Raw genomic sequence first — 15,728 nt, 5'->3', positions numbered from 1 at the left:
TTGAAACAATTTTCTCCTTTGAATGCATCTGGAGTTGATGTTTTAATTAAAATAGCTCTTGAATTAATTAATCCTGAACATCTCACAAATTGGTTTACAAATTGCTGCTACTGTACCTCATAAACTCCGAATATGCTGTATATAGCTTGGTATTAAATTACTAGATAATCTCCTCTACAGAAAATACTACTCTAAAGCCACAAACCCTCAGTCCACCGTCTGACTCATTCCAGCTACGGCTAGCACTGCGACACAGTTCTGGACTGAAACTCCAAGAACCACCGCGTAGCACTCGACGATTTATATCGCCGCCAATTTCCCAAGCTGTTCCATCTACGGGTGCGTCGTTATAATTGTTATGCCACGAATCGGCACACCATTCCCAAACTAGCCCGTGCATATCGTACAATCCAAAGGCGTTGGCGACTTCAAAACTACCGACGTTTGTTGTTTCTTTACGGAATTTGCTTTTTGGTTCTATAGTGCAGCTGACTAACTCAGAGGTAATGGTTTCGCCAAAGTGGAAGGACGTTGTAGTTCCAGCCCGACAAGCATATTCCCATTCAGCTTCACTCGGTAAACGATAGTCGCGTCCAGTTTTTTCTGATAGCCTGAGACAGAATTCTACAGCCTCATACCAAGATACATTTTCTACTGGTCTATCTAGACCTTTAAATTTCGATGGATGAGGATTTAAAGCTTGTTTGACTTTGGGTAAAGCTGCTACTACTCTCCATTGTGCTTGAGTTACAGGAAATTTCCCCATAAAAAATGGTTCAACGGTAACTTGATGTCGCGGACGTTCGTCAGCATCTCCTTCAAATTCTGGTGAACCCATCATGTAAGTACCACCAGGAATTGATACCATTTCTAATGTGACAGATTTACCTAATTCTTCGGCAAAGAAGTTTGCATTACAGTTCATGCGGTTTACTTCTCTACCACCTGTGTCTACTGTCACTACATCAAATTCAAAGGTTTCTAATGAAGGTAATGGGACGATTACTTTTTGTGGTAGCGGCGATAATATAGGTTGAGGCATCGAAGCAATTTTCAAGGCAACAGGTTCAATGTTCGATGTGGCAAACTTGACATCGTTGATGACTTCAACTGCTGTTTGATACCTTTCACTTGGTAGATGTTTGAGTAATTTATCTAAAATTTTTCCGAGTTCGTCGCTGATAGTAATACCTTTTTTCTGTAAATGTTTGCGCCACAACCATTTAGCATTCATGGCATCATAAATAGGGTCATTAATCTGTCCAGAAGCATCTTGCAAGGGCAAACATTGAGTTAAAAGACGCACACAAGTTACACCCAAAGCATACAAATCACTGCCGTGACAAGCAAATCCAGCCATTTGTTCTGTTGGGGCATAACCAAGGGTATAAATTACCGTAGCTTGTCTTCCGATACTGGTTTGTGTTACCTGTTTAGCACCACCAAAGTCAATTAAGACAGGTTTTTCGTCACTTGCACGGCGGATAATATTTTCTGGTTTGATATCGCGATGAATGACGTTATGGGTATGAATGAATTCTAGAACTGGCAATAAATCAGCTAAAAGTTCCCAAATTTGTTGTTCGCCATAAATTTGCTGTTGAACTTCTTGTAAGAGAGTTTTTCCTTGAATAAATTCTTGTACAAGATACAAGCTAGTACCTTGTTCAAAATAAGCTAGTAATCTGGGAATTTGGGTATGATTTTCTCCCAATTCATACAACCGAAAAGCCTCTTCTTTGAAAAATTCTGCGGCTTTAGTGCGTTGTCCTGTTCCCTGAAACTGTGGGAAAAATTGCTTGATGACGCAAGGGGCGTTTAATCTGTCTACATCTTCTGTAGAATATGTTCTACTAAATCCACCTTCACCTAAAAGTCTTAATACGCGGTAACGGTTTCTGAGAAGTTTGCCAAAGTTGTTTTGTCCGCAACTCACGCAAAATCTATTGCTATCAGAGTTGAATGGATTTGAGCAATTGGGATTTTGGCAGATTTGCATAATGAGGGGGAAATAGCATCTTCTCCAAAGTTAGCCCCAATATTATCTAATTGAAAACAGTTATGTAGAGAAGCGAACACGGAAGTTTATTCATGTGTTTAAAACTATGTTTACACGAGGGCATAAGGATGAATAGAATTCAAAATTCAAAATTCAAAAGAGTTACGTTAGAGGATGTTTGAAAAGTTTGTAGTAGTGTATCAAATATTTGTTTACCCCACTCTAACCCTCCCCTTAGAAAGGAGGGAAATAGATTTCTTTTTTTCACCCTTTCTAAGGCTACGGTGTATACACAAGTCTCAAGTAGTTGATAAATCTCGGTTTCTCTCTCATTCCCATGCAGAGCATAGGAATGCTCCTCGTTGAGGCTCTGCCTATAATCTTGGCATTGAGTCAGAGACTCAATGAATGCATTCCCAGTCTCCGACTGGGAACGAGGAAAGTCTTCAAGCTAGGTTTTTGTGTATACACGGTAGCCTTTATAAGGGGGAAATAAGGGGGGTAAAAGTGTGATTAAAATCACAATAAACCACTTTGAAAACAACCTGTTAGGAGATTTAAAATTCCGAATTACATTGAGATTTGTGTGTTATGGTAAGCATAACTCACCGGATATTTTAATATAGCTGTTGTTCGCTATCTAAAAAAGTTCATAAAGAACCAAATTACCTCTAATTTTTATTGGCAATAGTGAGTCTTATTTGAAAGTTTTATTCTCTCCAAAAGCGCGAATTAATTCAGCTACAAGGGCAACGATCGCAGATACTAAAATTAACATTACACTGAGAGCATTAATATCAGGTTTAACTCCGGTTCTAATGCGGCTAAAAATTTCCATTGGCAAGGTGTTAGAACCGCTACCAGCAGTAAAACTAGCAATCAGAAAGTCATCTAAGCTAAGAACAAAAGCCAACAGACAACCAGCGATAATCCCAGGCATTAATTGAGGTAACAATACTTTGATGAAAGCTTGGGTTGGTGTCGCACCTAAATCTAGTGCTGCTTCTTCTAAGTGGGGGTCTAAATTAGTCAGTCGGGAAGCAACCACAAGTCCAACGTAGGCTAGACAAAACACTACATGGGCTGCAACTATTGTCCACAAACTCAAAGGTACTGCAAAGGCTGCTAGACATACTAAAGTAGCCACTGCGATCGCAATATCGGGAATAATCAATGGTAGGTAAGCAATACCCAGATACAATTTCTTACCAGGAAATTCGTAACGCGCCAACCCAACCGCCATCAAGGTTCCCAGCACTGCGGAAATTGCTACGGCACAACCCGCAACTATCATACTGTTTTGCAAAGCCGATAAAATGCGATCGTCACTGAACAACTTGCGATACCAATCGAGAGTGAATCCTTGCCAAGTTGCACTGTAAGGCGACTTATTGAAGCTATAAAAGCCAAGTACCAGTATGGGCAGGTACATGAACACAAATATCAGCAGTGAGAAAACCGCTTGCCATGAGACACGCGGTTTTTTGAGAAATGGAGAGATATTCACGTTTATATATGATTTTTCTTGATAGCAATCGGTTGTATCATATTTTATGTAAAAAGTCAATTTTCACTGACTAGCGATCGCCACTTTCTTTTCCATCACTGTGAATATACAAGTAGTTCTTGTCAAGATTGCAATATTCCTGGCAAACATTGCAATATTTCTCATCAACATTAGAATATTCCTGGCAAACATTGCAATATTCCTGGCAAACATTGCAATATCTCTCATCAACATTAGAATATTCCTTATCAATACTGCAATATTTCTCATCAACATTAAAATATTTCGGTATAAGTAAGTCGGTGCAATAAAACCAAACTGTGTCAAGAAAAGTAAATAAAGCTCAAACTCTCTCCCCCTGCCCCCTGCCCACTATTCTTAACTAGACTTCTTTCTTCCTTGTCCCCCTTGTCCCTCTGCTATTGAATAGACTTCTTGGCATTTGTCGGTAAAAGGGTAAGGAGGAAGGTGGGGCCCCCTCTGGGGATAAGGGGCAGGGGGAAAGAAACAATAAAAACATGAGTCCCTTTAACATGAACCCCTTTTCCCGCCTATGAGCAAAAATTACTTTTGCAAGAGGTCTAATATTTTTTTACTTGGAAGTCCCCTATTTCCCACGCGGACACACTGACTGCACTTCTTGGGGAAGTTGCCGACACATCTGCTGTAATCCTTGAGGATTAATTTGCCACCAAGCAAATAATCCCAGACTTGTACCCCCTACAAGCAACGCTAACACTCCCCCCAGCATTACCAAAGGTTTACTCCACTTCGGTTTTGTAATTAAAGTTGGTGGAATTTCTGGGTTGAGAGGTGGTTCTTCTGAAAGATCCAAATCTAGATCCGAATTTAGATCCAAATCTAGCAAAGCTTGGGAACTTTCTGTAAAAGAAGTTGGTTCTTCTAATTCCTCTAGTTCTTCTAATTCTTCTAATTTCTCTAGTTCTTCTTCCTGTATTTCTGTTTCTATAATCTCTTCTGGCAACGCCGGAGTCACGGGTACTAAGTATTCTGGAGAGACACGGCAATAGGTCATAACAACCGATGTATTATCATGCCCATTTTTTTCGTTTGCTAAGTTAATCCAGTTGCAGACAGCATCTTCAACTGTCATTTGCCCTGTTAACACGGGTATTGCATAATCCTGCCAAGATTGTTCTACCCAGTTGCGATCGCTTAAACCATCAGAACACAGTAGCAAAATGCCATCTTCTTCCAGAATAAATCGCTGAACATTGAGACGCAAAGATTCTGAATTTCTTGTCCCCAATGCTTGAGTTAAAGCACTCGCATCTGGTCTAAAAAGTGCCTTTCGATACAAACTTTTAGCAAGGCGTACTTCTCGCGTTGCCACATCATCATCTATAGTTAGTAGCTGGCAATAATTGCGAGTAATCCAATAGGCCCGGCTATCGCCAACATTAGCCAAGTAAAGCTCATGGGTATTATTTGATTGCCACCCAGTACTTGTCTGGATTCGTTGTGGAACTTGCAACGCCATCACAATAGTTGTAGCCATGCGTTCTTTGCCCTGGCGTTTTTGTTCGTTATTGCGGGCACAAATTACATTATTTACCACCCGTAAGCTTGCTTCTAATTGTTCCTGCAACAACTCAGGTGAAAAAAGTGCAGTTTGTTCTGTCACCTCAGTTAGTAAAGCGCGAATTTGCAACTTTACAGACTGCACAGCCAATTGACTTGCAACCTCACCGCCTTCGTGCCCACCAATGCCATCGCAGACAATCGACAAGTTGCGCAATAAAGGTTCATCTAAATCACTCAAACTATTGGGATAGCAAGCATCTTCATTTTGCGCCATCATTGGGCCAATATCTGTAGAACCTGCCACCTTTAAGGCTAATGGCAATTCTGCCGCAGCTGCTAGTAGTAAATTATTGAGTTGAATCCTAATTTCCTCTAACTCAATCTCAGTTTCACACATCTCCTGCACAATGTCCTGTAACGCTTTAGCTACTGATGCCTTCGCAGAAACTACCCAAAACTGCCAACATTCCCCCAGATTTTGTAAACTCAACTTTTCATCATTTGGTGTTTGGTAGAGTTCCAAAAGTCGCACACACCAACCTTCGACTCTCAAGTTGTCTATTACTAGTAAACTGCGGCTAAGTCCCAATTCTGCTAGAGGTGTCCAAAGTTGGAGAATTTGCCACAGCCAATAAACTTGTCGTACTGCCGTGGCTTCCTCCCAAGCCTCAACAATAGTTGGATAGAGATTTCCTGTCTTATCTATCGGCGCATTTTCCAATAAGAGGATATCAGTTGTATCTTCTTCAAGATTACTAGCAAACCCATAAGCCTGGGGCAGGTGCAACCGCTGTTGATATAACTGTAAATAAGGAATTACTTCGGCTGGCAATTCTTCAGGTACATCTGGCGGCAGTCCCGGTTGAGTATCCAGCCAAATCTGTTGTTTAATTACCTCATACCTGTCTGCTACCTTTGTGCCTGGTGGGATGTAAGCAGCCAATGAGCCAGTCGCCCAAAGATAACGGTGAACTAAAAGAGTTTGGCAACTGGCACAAACGTTATCTCCCATAGGATTAATGGGGCTATTACAGCGTGGATTTATACAAAAAATTATCAATTGAGTAGAAATCATAAATATAGGAGTCAGGAGTCAGGAGTCAGGAGTCAGAATTCTTATTTATACATAAACTTCGATTAACTTTAGCTGGCAATGGATTGAAGGCTAGAATAAACTGGACTTGTGTACCGTTAGCTACACCTTGTTACTGAAATTAATCAAAATTACAAAATTATTGGTAGAAATACCCAGTTTTGTTTTCTGTAAATAACTTATATCTGGCTGTATCTAATCTTAGAAATGCATTTACGTCAATGTAGAGTTTAGGATGGCGCTATGCCAAGTTTTACCTTAATCTGGCTTCTGGCAGGAGCAGTTCTATGTTTAATGGAACTGTTCTTACCGTCGGCGTTTGTCGCCTTGATGATGGGAATTAGCGCTTTTGTGGTGGCGCTGCTGTCTGGAGTGGGTATGGGAAGTGTATGGTTGCAAATTGTAGTTTGGCTGTTGCTTTCCATAGCCCTAATCGTGCTTTCTCGTCGGTTTTTGCAACCAAGACAACGCAAATCAAAAATTCGGGATGCAGTCATAGCTGAAACCTTAACAGAAATTCTGCCTGGAAAAACAGGGCGGGTACGGTATGAGGGAAATTCTTGGCAAGCAAGATGTGACGATGACAAATTTACCATACCACCCCATCAAAGAGTTTATGTGGTTAGGAGGGAAGGTACTACTTTGATTGTTGTACCGGAAAATCTGTTGAATTCTTGAGTATTTGTCATTTGTCATTTGTCACAATTCAATAGTTCTTTTTACTCTAATTTCTCTGCTCACTCATCTCCTCCACTTTGCACTCCCTTTATTAAAAATTAGGAGATTTACAATGGAACAGTTTTTTTTACTAGTATTTTTAGCTCTTGGTGGTTCTGCTGTAGCAGGTTCGGTGAAAGTCGTCAATCAGGGCAATGAAGCTTTGGTGGAAAGATTGGGTAGCTATAACAAAAAACTAGAACCAGGACTAAACTTTGTCGTTCCTTTTGTAGATAGAGTTGTCTACCGAGAAACTATCAAAGAAAAAGTCTTAGATATTCCTCCTCAACAGTGCATTACCCGTGACAACGTTGGTATTGAGGTAGATGCAGTGTTTTATTGGCGCATTGTGGATATGGAAAAAGCCTGGTACAAGGTAGAAAATCTCCAAGCGGCAATGATAAATATGGTGCTGACTCAAATTCGCGCCGAAATGGGACAACTGGAGTTGGATCAAACTTTTACTGCTCGTTCCCACATCAGTGAGCTTCTATTACGAGATTTGGATGTTGCTACCGATCCTTGGGGTGTGAAAGTGACACGGGTAGAACTGCGAGATATTATTCCGTCTCAAGCAGTACGAGAATCGATGGAATTGCAAATGTCAGCAGAACGACGCAAACGGGCAGCAATTTTAACTTCTGAAGGCGATCGCGAAGCTGCTGTCAATAGCGCCAGAGGTAAAGCTGACGCGCAAATCTTGGATGCAGAAGCTCGTCAAAAATCGGTAATTTTGCAAGCGGAAGCCGAACAAAAGGCGATCGTTTTGAAGGCTCAAGCAGAACGTCAGCAACAAGTTTTGAAAGCCCAAGCGATCGCAGAGTCATCAGAAATTATTGCCCAAAAGCTCCACAATAACCCCAATGCCAATAAAGCAGTAGAAGTTCTGTTTGCCTTGGGCTATCTCGATATGGGCGCGACAATTGGTAAAAGCGATAGCAGCAAGGTGATTTTTATAGATCCGCGTTCCATTCCTGCTGCTTTAGAGGGCATACGTTCTGTTGTTTCAGATGGTCAGGTTAACTCTAACGAATTATTTTCTAAACAAATCCCAGGATTAGAAAATAATCGCTCTAGTTAAGAATGGGAAATGGGAAGCAGGGGAAGAAAATAACTCCTGCTTTCTGCCTTCTGACAAATGACAAATGACAAATGATAATTAACCCAGAACAAATAATCAACGCTATTATTGCGATCGCAAATCCTTTAATAAAGGAAAAAATTCAGCGCAATCAGATTGTAATTAAATTATTTCAGCAGTTTAACCTCTTATGTAGTAAATTTTAAAACCCCGTTAAAATATAGTTAATCTTAGATAGTTTCCAATGACAGCCCAAGAGTTAGAAACACAGTTACTATCCTTAACACCAGCCCAAAAAGTTGAAGCAATTCGCATCTTAACCCAAGGTATTAATACGAACAATCATGGAATTACCAAAACCCCTGGTGTAATGGGTGCTGATGCTTGTATTGCCGGAACACGCATTCCTGTTTGGTTGTTAGTAACTTATCGACGACAAGGTGCTAAAGATGCTGATATTCTAGATCAATATCCTCAACTTAGCGCAGCTGATTTGGTAACAGCATGGCTTTATGCTGAAGCATTTTCTCACGAAATTGATATTGCTATTCACGAACAAGAAGAAGCTGATGCAATTTTAGATGCTTCTTAAAATATCCTATTGATGTATGGCAAGATTGTTAGCAGATGAGCAATTTCCGCGTAAATCGGTAGAATTATTACGTACTTTTGGACATGATGTTATCACTATACAAGAAGCAGGCAAAGCTGGAATTTCTGATGATATGGTGTTAGAGTTTGCGATATTAGAAAATCGGGCTGTATTAACTCTTAATCGTCGTGATTTTTTTAAATTACATAAGATGAAACCCGAACATCCTGGAATAATTGCCTGCAAAGATGATTTAGATTGGAATCGATTAGCAACAAATATTGATGCAGTGATTTCTACGGAATCAACATAAACAGGAAAAGTGATTCGTGTTAATCGATTTTCTTCTACAACGCGATAAACTTTATGCGATCGCCTAATATTTCATCTGACCTATTTGATAAAATTACAATGACTAGTGAGAGGAATACGATGTCTATGACGGGCTACGTCTAAGCACTAAATTGTCGCATTCTTCCAGTGATAAAATAATCAAGCTTTGATAAGTTGTAAATTATGACCTTATCTATTGAGTCAACTACAGCATTAAATATAGAAGAATTCTTAAAACTACCAGAAACAAAACCAGCAAGCGAGTATTTTAACGGAAAAATATACCAAAAGCCTATGCCGCAAGGAGAACACAGTACTTTACAAAGCAGTTTAATCACAGCTATTAATGAGATTGCTAAACCGCAAAAAATTGCTTACGCCTTTCCTGAATTACGCTGTACATTTAAAGGTCGTTCTATAGTACCAGATATTGCTGTGTTTGAATGGCAAAGAATTCCATTGCTTCCTAATGGAAAAATTACAAATAAATTTGAGATTCCCCCAGATTGGATAATCGAAATTCTCTCACCGGAACAATCGCCTAACCGAGTTATCAACAAAATTACATTTTCTATTCAAAATGGAACAAAACTAGGTTGGCTACTCGATTCTGCTGATGAGTCCATCATGATTTTTGAACCTAATAAATTACCAGAATTAAAAGAACAGCAAGATATCTTACCAGTTTTGAGTGTTTTGGAAAACTGGCAATTAACAGTTGCAGATGTATTTAGTTGGTTGAGTTTTATTTGAATAAAGCATTTATTACAGCAGAATTCAGGAGTCAGAATGGGCTAAACGCCCCGCTACCGCTAACAGAAATCAGAAGTAAAACACGCTTTATTCGTCTCATAAAATTGGTATAACTATTGACTAATTCCAGTACTTTGATTCACCTGGCATTGACTGCACAACCCAAAAAACTCTAGGGTGTGGTAAAAAACTTTAAACTTATGGCTTGATTCTAACTGGTTTTCTAAGTCATGAACTGGGCATTGATTAATCGCAATTGAGACACCACATTGCAAGCAGGTAAGGTGGTGTTTATCTTGTTGTGCTAGGCTATAGAGGGCTTCACCGTTAGCCAAATTCCGCACTTGTACCATACCTTCTAGTTTTAAGGCTTCTAGAGAACGGTAAACTGTTGCTAAACCCATACTCTGATTTGTATTACGTAGTTCTACGTAAATATCTTGGGCGGAAATGCCTTTTTTGATATTTTTCAGGAGGTTGAAAATACGCTCTTGACTGCGGGTGCGTATGGCTCTCATAGACAATTATTTAAGTATGCCACTGTAGTTTGAAGCTGTTAGATGAGCTAATCGATCGATTAACTTTAACCGCTTCGTAATCTTATTTTCACTCAGTTGGAACAGAAAGTTATAGTATAGCGATCGCAGCATTCAGCAAAAGCCCGTGCAAACCAAGTATCTAGCCAAAATTTTCGTGACCCTTCGTCCTTCAGTTTTAGACCCCGCTGGTGTGGCAGTACAATCCGGTCTTAAGCAACTGGGATACGATAACGTTGACCAGGTGCGGATTGGCAAGTACATTGAACTCACCATCACCTCAACTGAAGAGAAGAAAGCCCGTCAAGACCTTGATACCATTTGTGACCAAATGCTATCAAATCCGGTAATTGAAAATTACCGCTTTGAATTAATTGAGGTCGAAACTCAAACTGGGGTATTTTAGGGATTGGGTATAGGGCATTAGCCAAACAGGGCATTGGTAAGAGACTTGGGGACAAGGAGAATTGAGGACAAGGGGAAGAGAAAGACTTGTTGCAAGTTCTAACTTTTGTCACCTTGTCACCTTGTCCCCCTTGTCTCCCCTGCCTCCCCTGCCTCCCCTGCCTCCCCTGCCTCCCCTGCCTCCCCTGCCCCCCCACTCCCATAGGTGTCAACTTAACGCCAAACCCCTTGTCCGCCGGGAATTGAAATTCCCGTCTCATCGCTAAAGTCATCTGAAGATGACTAAATATCGCCAAAAATCTCCAGTCTACTTCAGTAGAGTTAAGCTAAAAGCCGGAAAATTGATTTCCGGGCGGGAATGTAAGCCAACAGATAAGTTATTTCCAACTGAAGTTGACACCTATGCCCCACTTCCTTTTCTTAGAAAGTTAATTTTTCTTTATAACCAGGGAAAGAGGTACAGAAAGCTACTGTGTGGAAACTTAGATATTAGAGGTGAAAGTAATTTCTCACTTTTCCAAAGTACCGAAGATTCCATGCAAAGCAATTTAGTTATATTTCCTAAGACTGAGGCTGCAAAAAATAGCACGCAAACTAAAGAAAGGACAATTACCAAATACGACCGTGCCCAAGAGCAATTTATAGAACTGCTAGCGATGGAGGATTTGGATCGTCAGCTGGCTGCAAAACCTTCAATAGCCAGTGAGTTTGAACAGGCGCTCTCTATGGCAATTGCGGCTGCTTATGGAAACGATCGCTCTGATGAGCAGGCTCACCATTTTCTCCAACGGATACTTTATCGAATTAATCGGCTAAAACTGTTTTGGTACGACGATTTGCGGCATTATAACAATGAGCGATCGCTATATTTGCAGTCTTGTCGTAACCAAATTGAAGCTGCTTGGCAACAGTGGGAACTAGCACAAATCGATGTGGCTGCACTACAAGAACTCGATGTCAAACAAGCTTTAATTGAGCGTGCATCTGCTGATTTAAATCCGCCTTTATCGGAGAATAGCCGCTACATTCGTGAAGAAATGACAGAAGCTGGTTATCGTCATTTGCTAGCGATCGGTTCCTTTGATGGTTTGGTGGAAGGTAGCCGTCTTTGCTACGTATTGGGTGGTGCTGCTAATGAAGTGCAGTGTACGCTGGTGCGAGTACTACTAGAAGAGTACGGCAATGGTCGTTTAGCCCGCAAGCACTCGACTTTTTTTGCTCAAATGCTGGCTGAGTTTGGAATGAACACTGAACCAGAAGGATACTTCGATTTAGTGCCTTGGGAAGTCTTAGCTTGCGATAATCATAACTTTTTGACTACCGATCGCAAACGCTATTTCCTACGTTACAGTGGCGCGTTGACATATTTTGAAGTGGCTGGCCCTGCGACTTATAAAAACTATCTAGCGGCGGCGCAACGCTTGGAACTATCAGAGGCAGCGATGGGTTATTGGGAACTACACATCAAGGAAGATGAACGCCACGGTCGTTGGATGTTAGATGATGTAGCTTTGCCTTTGGCAGAACGATATCCCAATGATGCCTGGGAACTGCTGCTTGGCTATGACCAGGAGAAACAAATGGGCGATCGCGCTGCTCGTGCTGTTGTGCGATCGATACGCGAAGCAGAATAAGCCGCCTTATTTGTATGAGCAATCTAAAAAATCAAAAATAGCAAGTTATTATTAGCCTTTTAATTTGACATCCTTAAATCATTTTATTGCTAATTCACTTGCGCTCAGATTTCTTTAGCAATCCTTTGCTAAAGGAAAACTTTTTATTACCTGAATACAAAGTAAAAAACAACCACCTATTACATTGATTATACCTTACACCTGGAAATTAAATCAAATGAAAGATATCTTTTTTTGCCCAGAAGAATCTAATTTCTACTCAAATTGTTTAGAAAGCTTTGTGATCAGAAATTGTAAAAATTCCGAATCTATTGTGGAGTTTGGTTCAGGAGATGGTAGTCCTGTAATTAATTCTTTATTAAGAAACAACTTTGATGGTGTCATTCAGGGATTTGAATTAAATACTTCTGCATGGAAAGTTGCAAATTCAACCATTGATGAATACAATCTCACTAATAAATACATTATCCACAACTCATCTTTGTTTAATTCTTCTCAACCTGATGCCGAGTATCTTGTAGCCAATCCACCCTATCTCCCAGCACCAGATAATGATATTTATATGCCACTATTATTTGGGGGCATAGATGGAGCTACAGTTACCAATGAGCTTTTATCGTTAGGTTATGAAAATGTGTTAGTTTTAATATCTAGCTTTTCTAATCCAATCAATACATTGAACATAGCCAAACAAAATGGTTATTATGTTCAAAACTTCATGGTTTTACCTTTAAAGTTCGGTTACTATAGCTCTGACCCCAAGGTAAAGAAGCACATCGAAAAACTCCAAAAAAATCAGATGGCATTTTATTCTGGCGATTATTATTTTTTAGCTGGAGTTTTATTTAAAAAATCCCAGGAGTCTGTAATTGATTTATCTAATCAATTGGCTCAGGTGATGACTAGTTTGTGAAAATAAAGAACAACTTAAGTGAGGTTATCCCTTGCTTAAAGTACAGATGTGTCTCTAAGCCACGCTTCGAGACATATCCTGAAAGATTTTCAACGAGCATTTTTATAAATCCATATTCCCAAGTAATCATTTTGTCTGCCTGAAGTTATTGCATTAACTTCTTGGTTATCTGGTTGCACTTTTAGAGTCAGGTTTGCGCTTAAATGCTGCAAATAAAATTACACCAGCACCGAACGACAAAATAGAAACACCTGAAGTTGGTTCAGCTACAGAGACAGATGAGATTGGCGTCAACAGGAAGGCGTGTAATTCACCATTAACTGCACCACGACCGACAATTTGTCCTTTATTATTAATGGCAGATGCCGCTGTTAAGGTAAAGCCACCCTCTGAATCAGGAGCAATCAGGTTATTTAAGTCGTACAGAGTCTTATCACTATAAAGAAAAGCCCGCAAACCATTGCCATCTGCGGCAAAAAAGTTATTGTTAGTGCCAGAAAACCCGACTACTTGACCCAAATTATTGATCCCCAAACCAGTACTAAATAAATCTGTAGGACGTAACCTACCAAGGTCTTGCAGTCCCGTGCTGGAACTATACAGAAAAGCACGACTATCATTTACGCCAGTGAGTCCCGAACTACCAACTACTTGTCCTAAGTCATTAATATCGTTTGCTTGACTGTACCTGTCACCAGGGAGAGTACCGAGATTAGTGATTATGCCGTTGTCGGATAAAAAGGCTCGGCCGGAAGAACCAAAAATGCCAACTACCTGACTTAGATTATTTATGCCATAGGCAACATAATTTTCTTTTAAGTTATTGTTAATAATAGTCGTCTTACCATTGCTGTATAGGAAAGCGGCTCCGTTGGGAAAGGCAAGTTTTGGGAATATACCGCCACCAGTTGTACCGCCAACCACCTCACCGGAGTTATTGATAGCATAAGGAATGCCTTTAAGACCGGTATTTTGCGTTGTCCCATCACTGTAAATAAAGACGTTATTATCACCGTCGGTCTTACCGATGGAATTACCAACTACTTGCCCCAAGTTATTGATACCAGTCACTGCAAGTACATTATCGCCAGGCAACGGACTAATTTTTTTCACAGAACCATTACTGTAAAAAAAAGAACTGTCCAAAGAATTAATCGCTACTTCACCTGAGTCATTAATGTCTGTAGCATAACTGTAGGCTTCTCCTGCAAGATTACCTAAGTCAGTAACTGAGTATAAAGATACTGCCAATGCCGACTTGCATGCAGTCAGACTGATTGCGGTGAAAGTTATTGCTGTTATACAGGATTTCCACTTAAGTAAAACCATGTTACCTTGCCGTGATTTTCTATTCCCTTACCAAATTACCACTGAAGAGTACGGTGGCAAGCTGCCGTATCTGGGTAATCGCTAAATACGCCATCAACACCTAAGCTGAAAAATAGTTCATATTCACCTTGAGGATTTCCTTGAAAATCCAGTGGCAAAAAACAGTCTTCATTGCGGAAAGTCCAGGCATGAACCAGCAAACCAGCCGCATGAGCATCTATCACTAATGATGTAGGCGAACGTAATTTACCATTGCTGTCTCTAGGAACCAGTAAATTTTTATGAATCCCAATCGCCTGTGCATATTTAGCAATTTCTTTTAAACCTGATGCTGTGACTAAATCTGCATAAGTGCGATCGCAGCCGCTAACGACAAAATCATAAGGTTTACCATTGTTATTCAGCAATTGCACCAGAGGTAAATCAGTCTTTGTGGATAAATCTTGTAAATTACCGACTTCAAAAGACTGAATAAAAACAGGTGCGTTAGCTCCTTGATAACCGTTGGCTGTTAAAGTTGCAAGTAGGGGTGCTTCTAAGGCTAACCCAATAGATTGAAAGTAAGTTGGGTGCTTAGTTTCTGGGTAAATGCCAATCGTCCGATTAATTTCGGCACTTTTAACCTTGACTAAATCGATAATTTCTTGCAGCGTGGGAATTTCTAAAAGTCCATCATAAGTGGTATTTTGCGATCGCAGTTGGGGAATTCGCTCTTTAGCTCGTAGTGTTTTCAGTTCTTTGAGGGTAAAGTCTTCAGTAAACCAGCCAGTTTTTGATTCGCCATCAATTATTTTAGTGGTTTGCAGGTGAGCAAACTCTGTATGAATTGCAACGTCGGTGGTTTCAGAAATTTCATTTTCGTGACGAGCAATTAAAATACCATCTTTGGTGGAAACTAAATCAGGTTCAATATAATCAGCCCCAAGTGCGATCGCTAATTCATAAGCAGCTAAAGTATGTTCTGGACGATAGCCGCTAGCACCTCGGTGGGCAATGATAATTGGAGATTTATCTTGCAAAGTTGTAGTCATTACTTTACCTACCTGAGTAGGACGATGTAAACAATTAAAGGTTTGTAGTGAGGGCTTTGCTACTCAACCTACAATTATTTTTCACTTAATTTTAAATAATTTAAGACAAATAAAACCCTCTTTATACCAAATTAATATGAAGCTGCATAGAATAGAGCTTCCAAGATAAAGTTATAAGAAGAGACAGAAATTACCTGCTCAAATGTGAGTTGGTCGAAGATTTCTTGGATGCGCTCGCGTAAAGCTTGTAAAGAAGAGAA

15 protein-coding genes are annotated in these 15,728 nt (G+C 40.1%); 9 read left to right on the top strand and 6 right to left on the bottom strand.

The genetic code is table 11. The features are described 5' to 3' along the window. Positions 1-160 precede the first annotated feature (160 nt). From RMY32_RS04575 to RMY32_RS04565, 3 genes are all read right to left on the bottom strand, one after another. Entirely contained in the window at positions 161-1,999 is a 1,839-nt protein-coding gene (locus RMY32_RS04575) for a bifunctional serine/threonine-protein kinase/formylglycine-generating enzyme family protein (protein ID WP_322713620.1), read from the bottom strand. 697 nt (positions 2,000-2,696) lie between these two features. Continuing rightward, entirely contained in the window at positions 2,697-3,506 is an 810-nt protein-coding gene (locus RMY32_RS04570) for an ABC transporter permease (RefSeq protein WP_322713619.1), read from the bottom strand. A gap of 607 nt (positions 3,507-4,113) precedes the next feature. Further along, entirely contained in the window at positions 4,114-6,126 is a 2,013-nt protein-coding gene (locus RMY32_RS04565) for a protein phosphatase 2C domain-containing protein (protein WP_322713617.1), read from the bottom strand. A 261-nt stretch (positions 6,127-6,387) separates the two neighbouring features. Between RMY32_RS04565 and RMY32_RS04560 the strand changes: the two genes are divergently transcribed. The 6 genes from RMY32_RS04560 (at position 6,388) to RMY32_RS04535 (ending at position 9,620) form a co-directional block, all read left to right on the top strand. Next, a complete protein-coding gene (locus tag RMY32_RS04560) occupies positions 6,388-6,822 on the top strand; it encodes an NfeD family protein (RefSeq protein WP_322671881.1) in 435 nt (144 codons plus the stop codon). 112 nt (positions 6,823-6,934) lie between these two features. Then, positions 6,935-7,942 carry an SPFH domain-containing protein gene (locus tag RMY32_RS04555; RefSeq protein WP_322713616.1) on the top strand — a complete coding sequence of 336 codons (1,008 nt, stop codon included), beginning with the start codon at positions 6,935-6,937 and terminating at the stop codon, positions 7,940-7,942. A gap of 71 nt (positions 7,943-8,013) precedes the next feature. Further along, entirely contained in the window at positions 8,014-8,148 is a 135-nt protein-coding gene (locus RMY32_RS04550) for a hypothetical protein (protein ID WP_322713615.1), read from the top strand. 38 nt (positions 8,149-8,186) lie between these two features. After that, positions 8,187-8,534 (top strand): DUF433 domain-containing protein, encoded by a 348-nt coding sequence (locus RMY32_RS04545; RefSeq protein ID WP_322713614.1) that lies wholly within the window; start codon positions 8,187-8,189, stop codon positions 8,532-8,534. 16 nt (positions 8,535-8,550) lie between these two features. Beyond that, on the top strand, positions 8,551-8,847 hold the full coding sequence (locus RMY32_RS04540) for a DUF5615 family PIN-like protein (RefSeq protein ID WP_322713613.1): 297 nt from the start codon (positions 8,551-8,553) through the stop codon (positions 8,845-8,847). A 203-nt stretch (positions 8,848-9,050) separates the two neighbouring features. After that, positions 9,051-9,620, top strand: a complete 570-nt coding sequence (locus RMY32_RS04535) for a Uma2 family endonuclease (protein WP_322713612.1) — start codon at positions 9,051-9,053, stop codon at positions 9,618-9,620. A 113-nt stretch (positions 9,621-9,733) separates the two neighbouring features. On the opposite strand, the gene RMY32_RS04530 is transcribed toward RMY32_RS04535, so the two are convergent. Continuing rightward, on the bottom strand, positions 9,734-10,138 hold the full coding sequence (locus tag RMY32_RS04530) for a Fur family transcriptional regulator (protein ID WP_322713611.1): 405 nt from the start codon (positions 10,136-10,138) through the stop codon (positions 9,734-9,736). A 145-nt stretch (positions 10,139-10,283) separates the two neighbouring features. On the opposite strand from RMY32_RS04530, the gene purS reads away from it, so the two are divergent. The 3 genes from purS to RMY32_RS04515 all read left to right on the top strand — a co-directional run bounded on the left by purS (position 10,284) and on the right by RMY32_RS04515 (position 13,108). Next, positions 10,284-10,562 carry a phosphoribosylformylglycinamidine synthase subunit PurS gene (purS, locus tag RMY32_RS04525; protein ID WP_292747447.1) on the top strand — a complete coding sequence of 93 codons (279 nt, stop codon included), beginning with the start codon at positions 10,284-10,286 and terminating at the stop codon, positions 10,560-10,562. A gap of 535 nt (positions 10,563-11,097) precedes the next feature. Continuing rightward, on the top strand, positions 11,098-12,195 hold the full coding sequence (locus RMY32_RS04520) for an iron-containing redox enzyme family protein (protein WP_322713621.1): 1,098 nt from the start codon (positions 11,098-11,100) through the stop codon (positions 12,193-12,195). Between the two features lie 217 nt (positions 12,196-12,412). Beyond that, positions 12,413-13,108, top strand: a complete 696-nt coding sequence (locus RMY32_RS04515) for an SAM-dependent methyltransferase (protein WP_322713610.1) — start codon at positions 12,413-12,415, stop codon at positions 13,106-13,108. A gap of 165 nt (positions 13,109-13,273) precedes the next feature. Here RMY32_RS04515 and RMY32_RS04510 read toward each other — a convergent pair whose 3' ends face one another. Next, on the bottom strand, positions 13,274-14,359 hold the full coding sequence (locus RMY32_RS04510; protein WP_322713609.1) for a DUF3466 family protein: 1,086 nt from the start codon (positions 14,357-14,359) through the stop codon (positions 13,274-13,276). Positions 14,360-14,472: 113 nt separating this feature from the next. Beyond that, positions 14,473-15,468 (bottom strand): glycerophosphodiester phosphodiesterase, encoded by a 996-nt coding sequence (locus RMY32_RS04505; protein ID WP_322713608.1) that lies wholly within the window; start codon positions 15,466-15,468, stop codon positions 14,473-14,475. Between the last annotated feature and the right edge of the window lie 260 nt (positions 15,469-15,728).

The sequence above is a fragment of the Nostoc sp. ChiSLP03a genome, assembly GCF_034531215.2.
Classification (GTDB): Bacteria; Cyanobacteriota; Cyanobacteriia; order Cyanobacteriales; family Nostocaceae; genus Nostoc.
The sequence above is the reverse complement of the archived record's forward strand: the minus strand, read 5'-3'. Positions and strand labels throughout refer to the sequence as shown.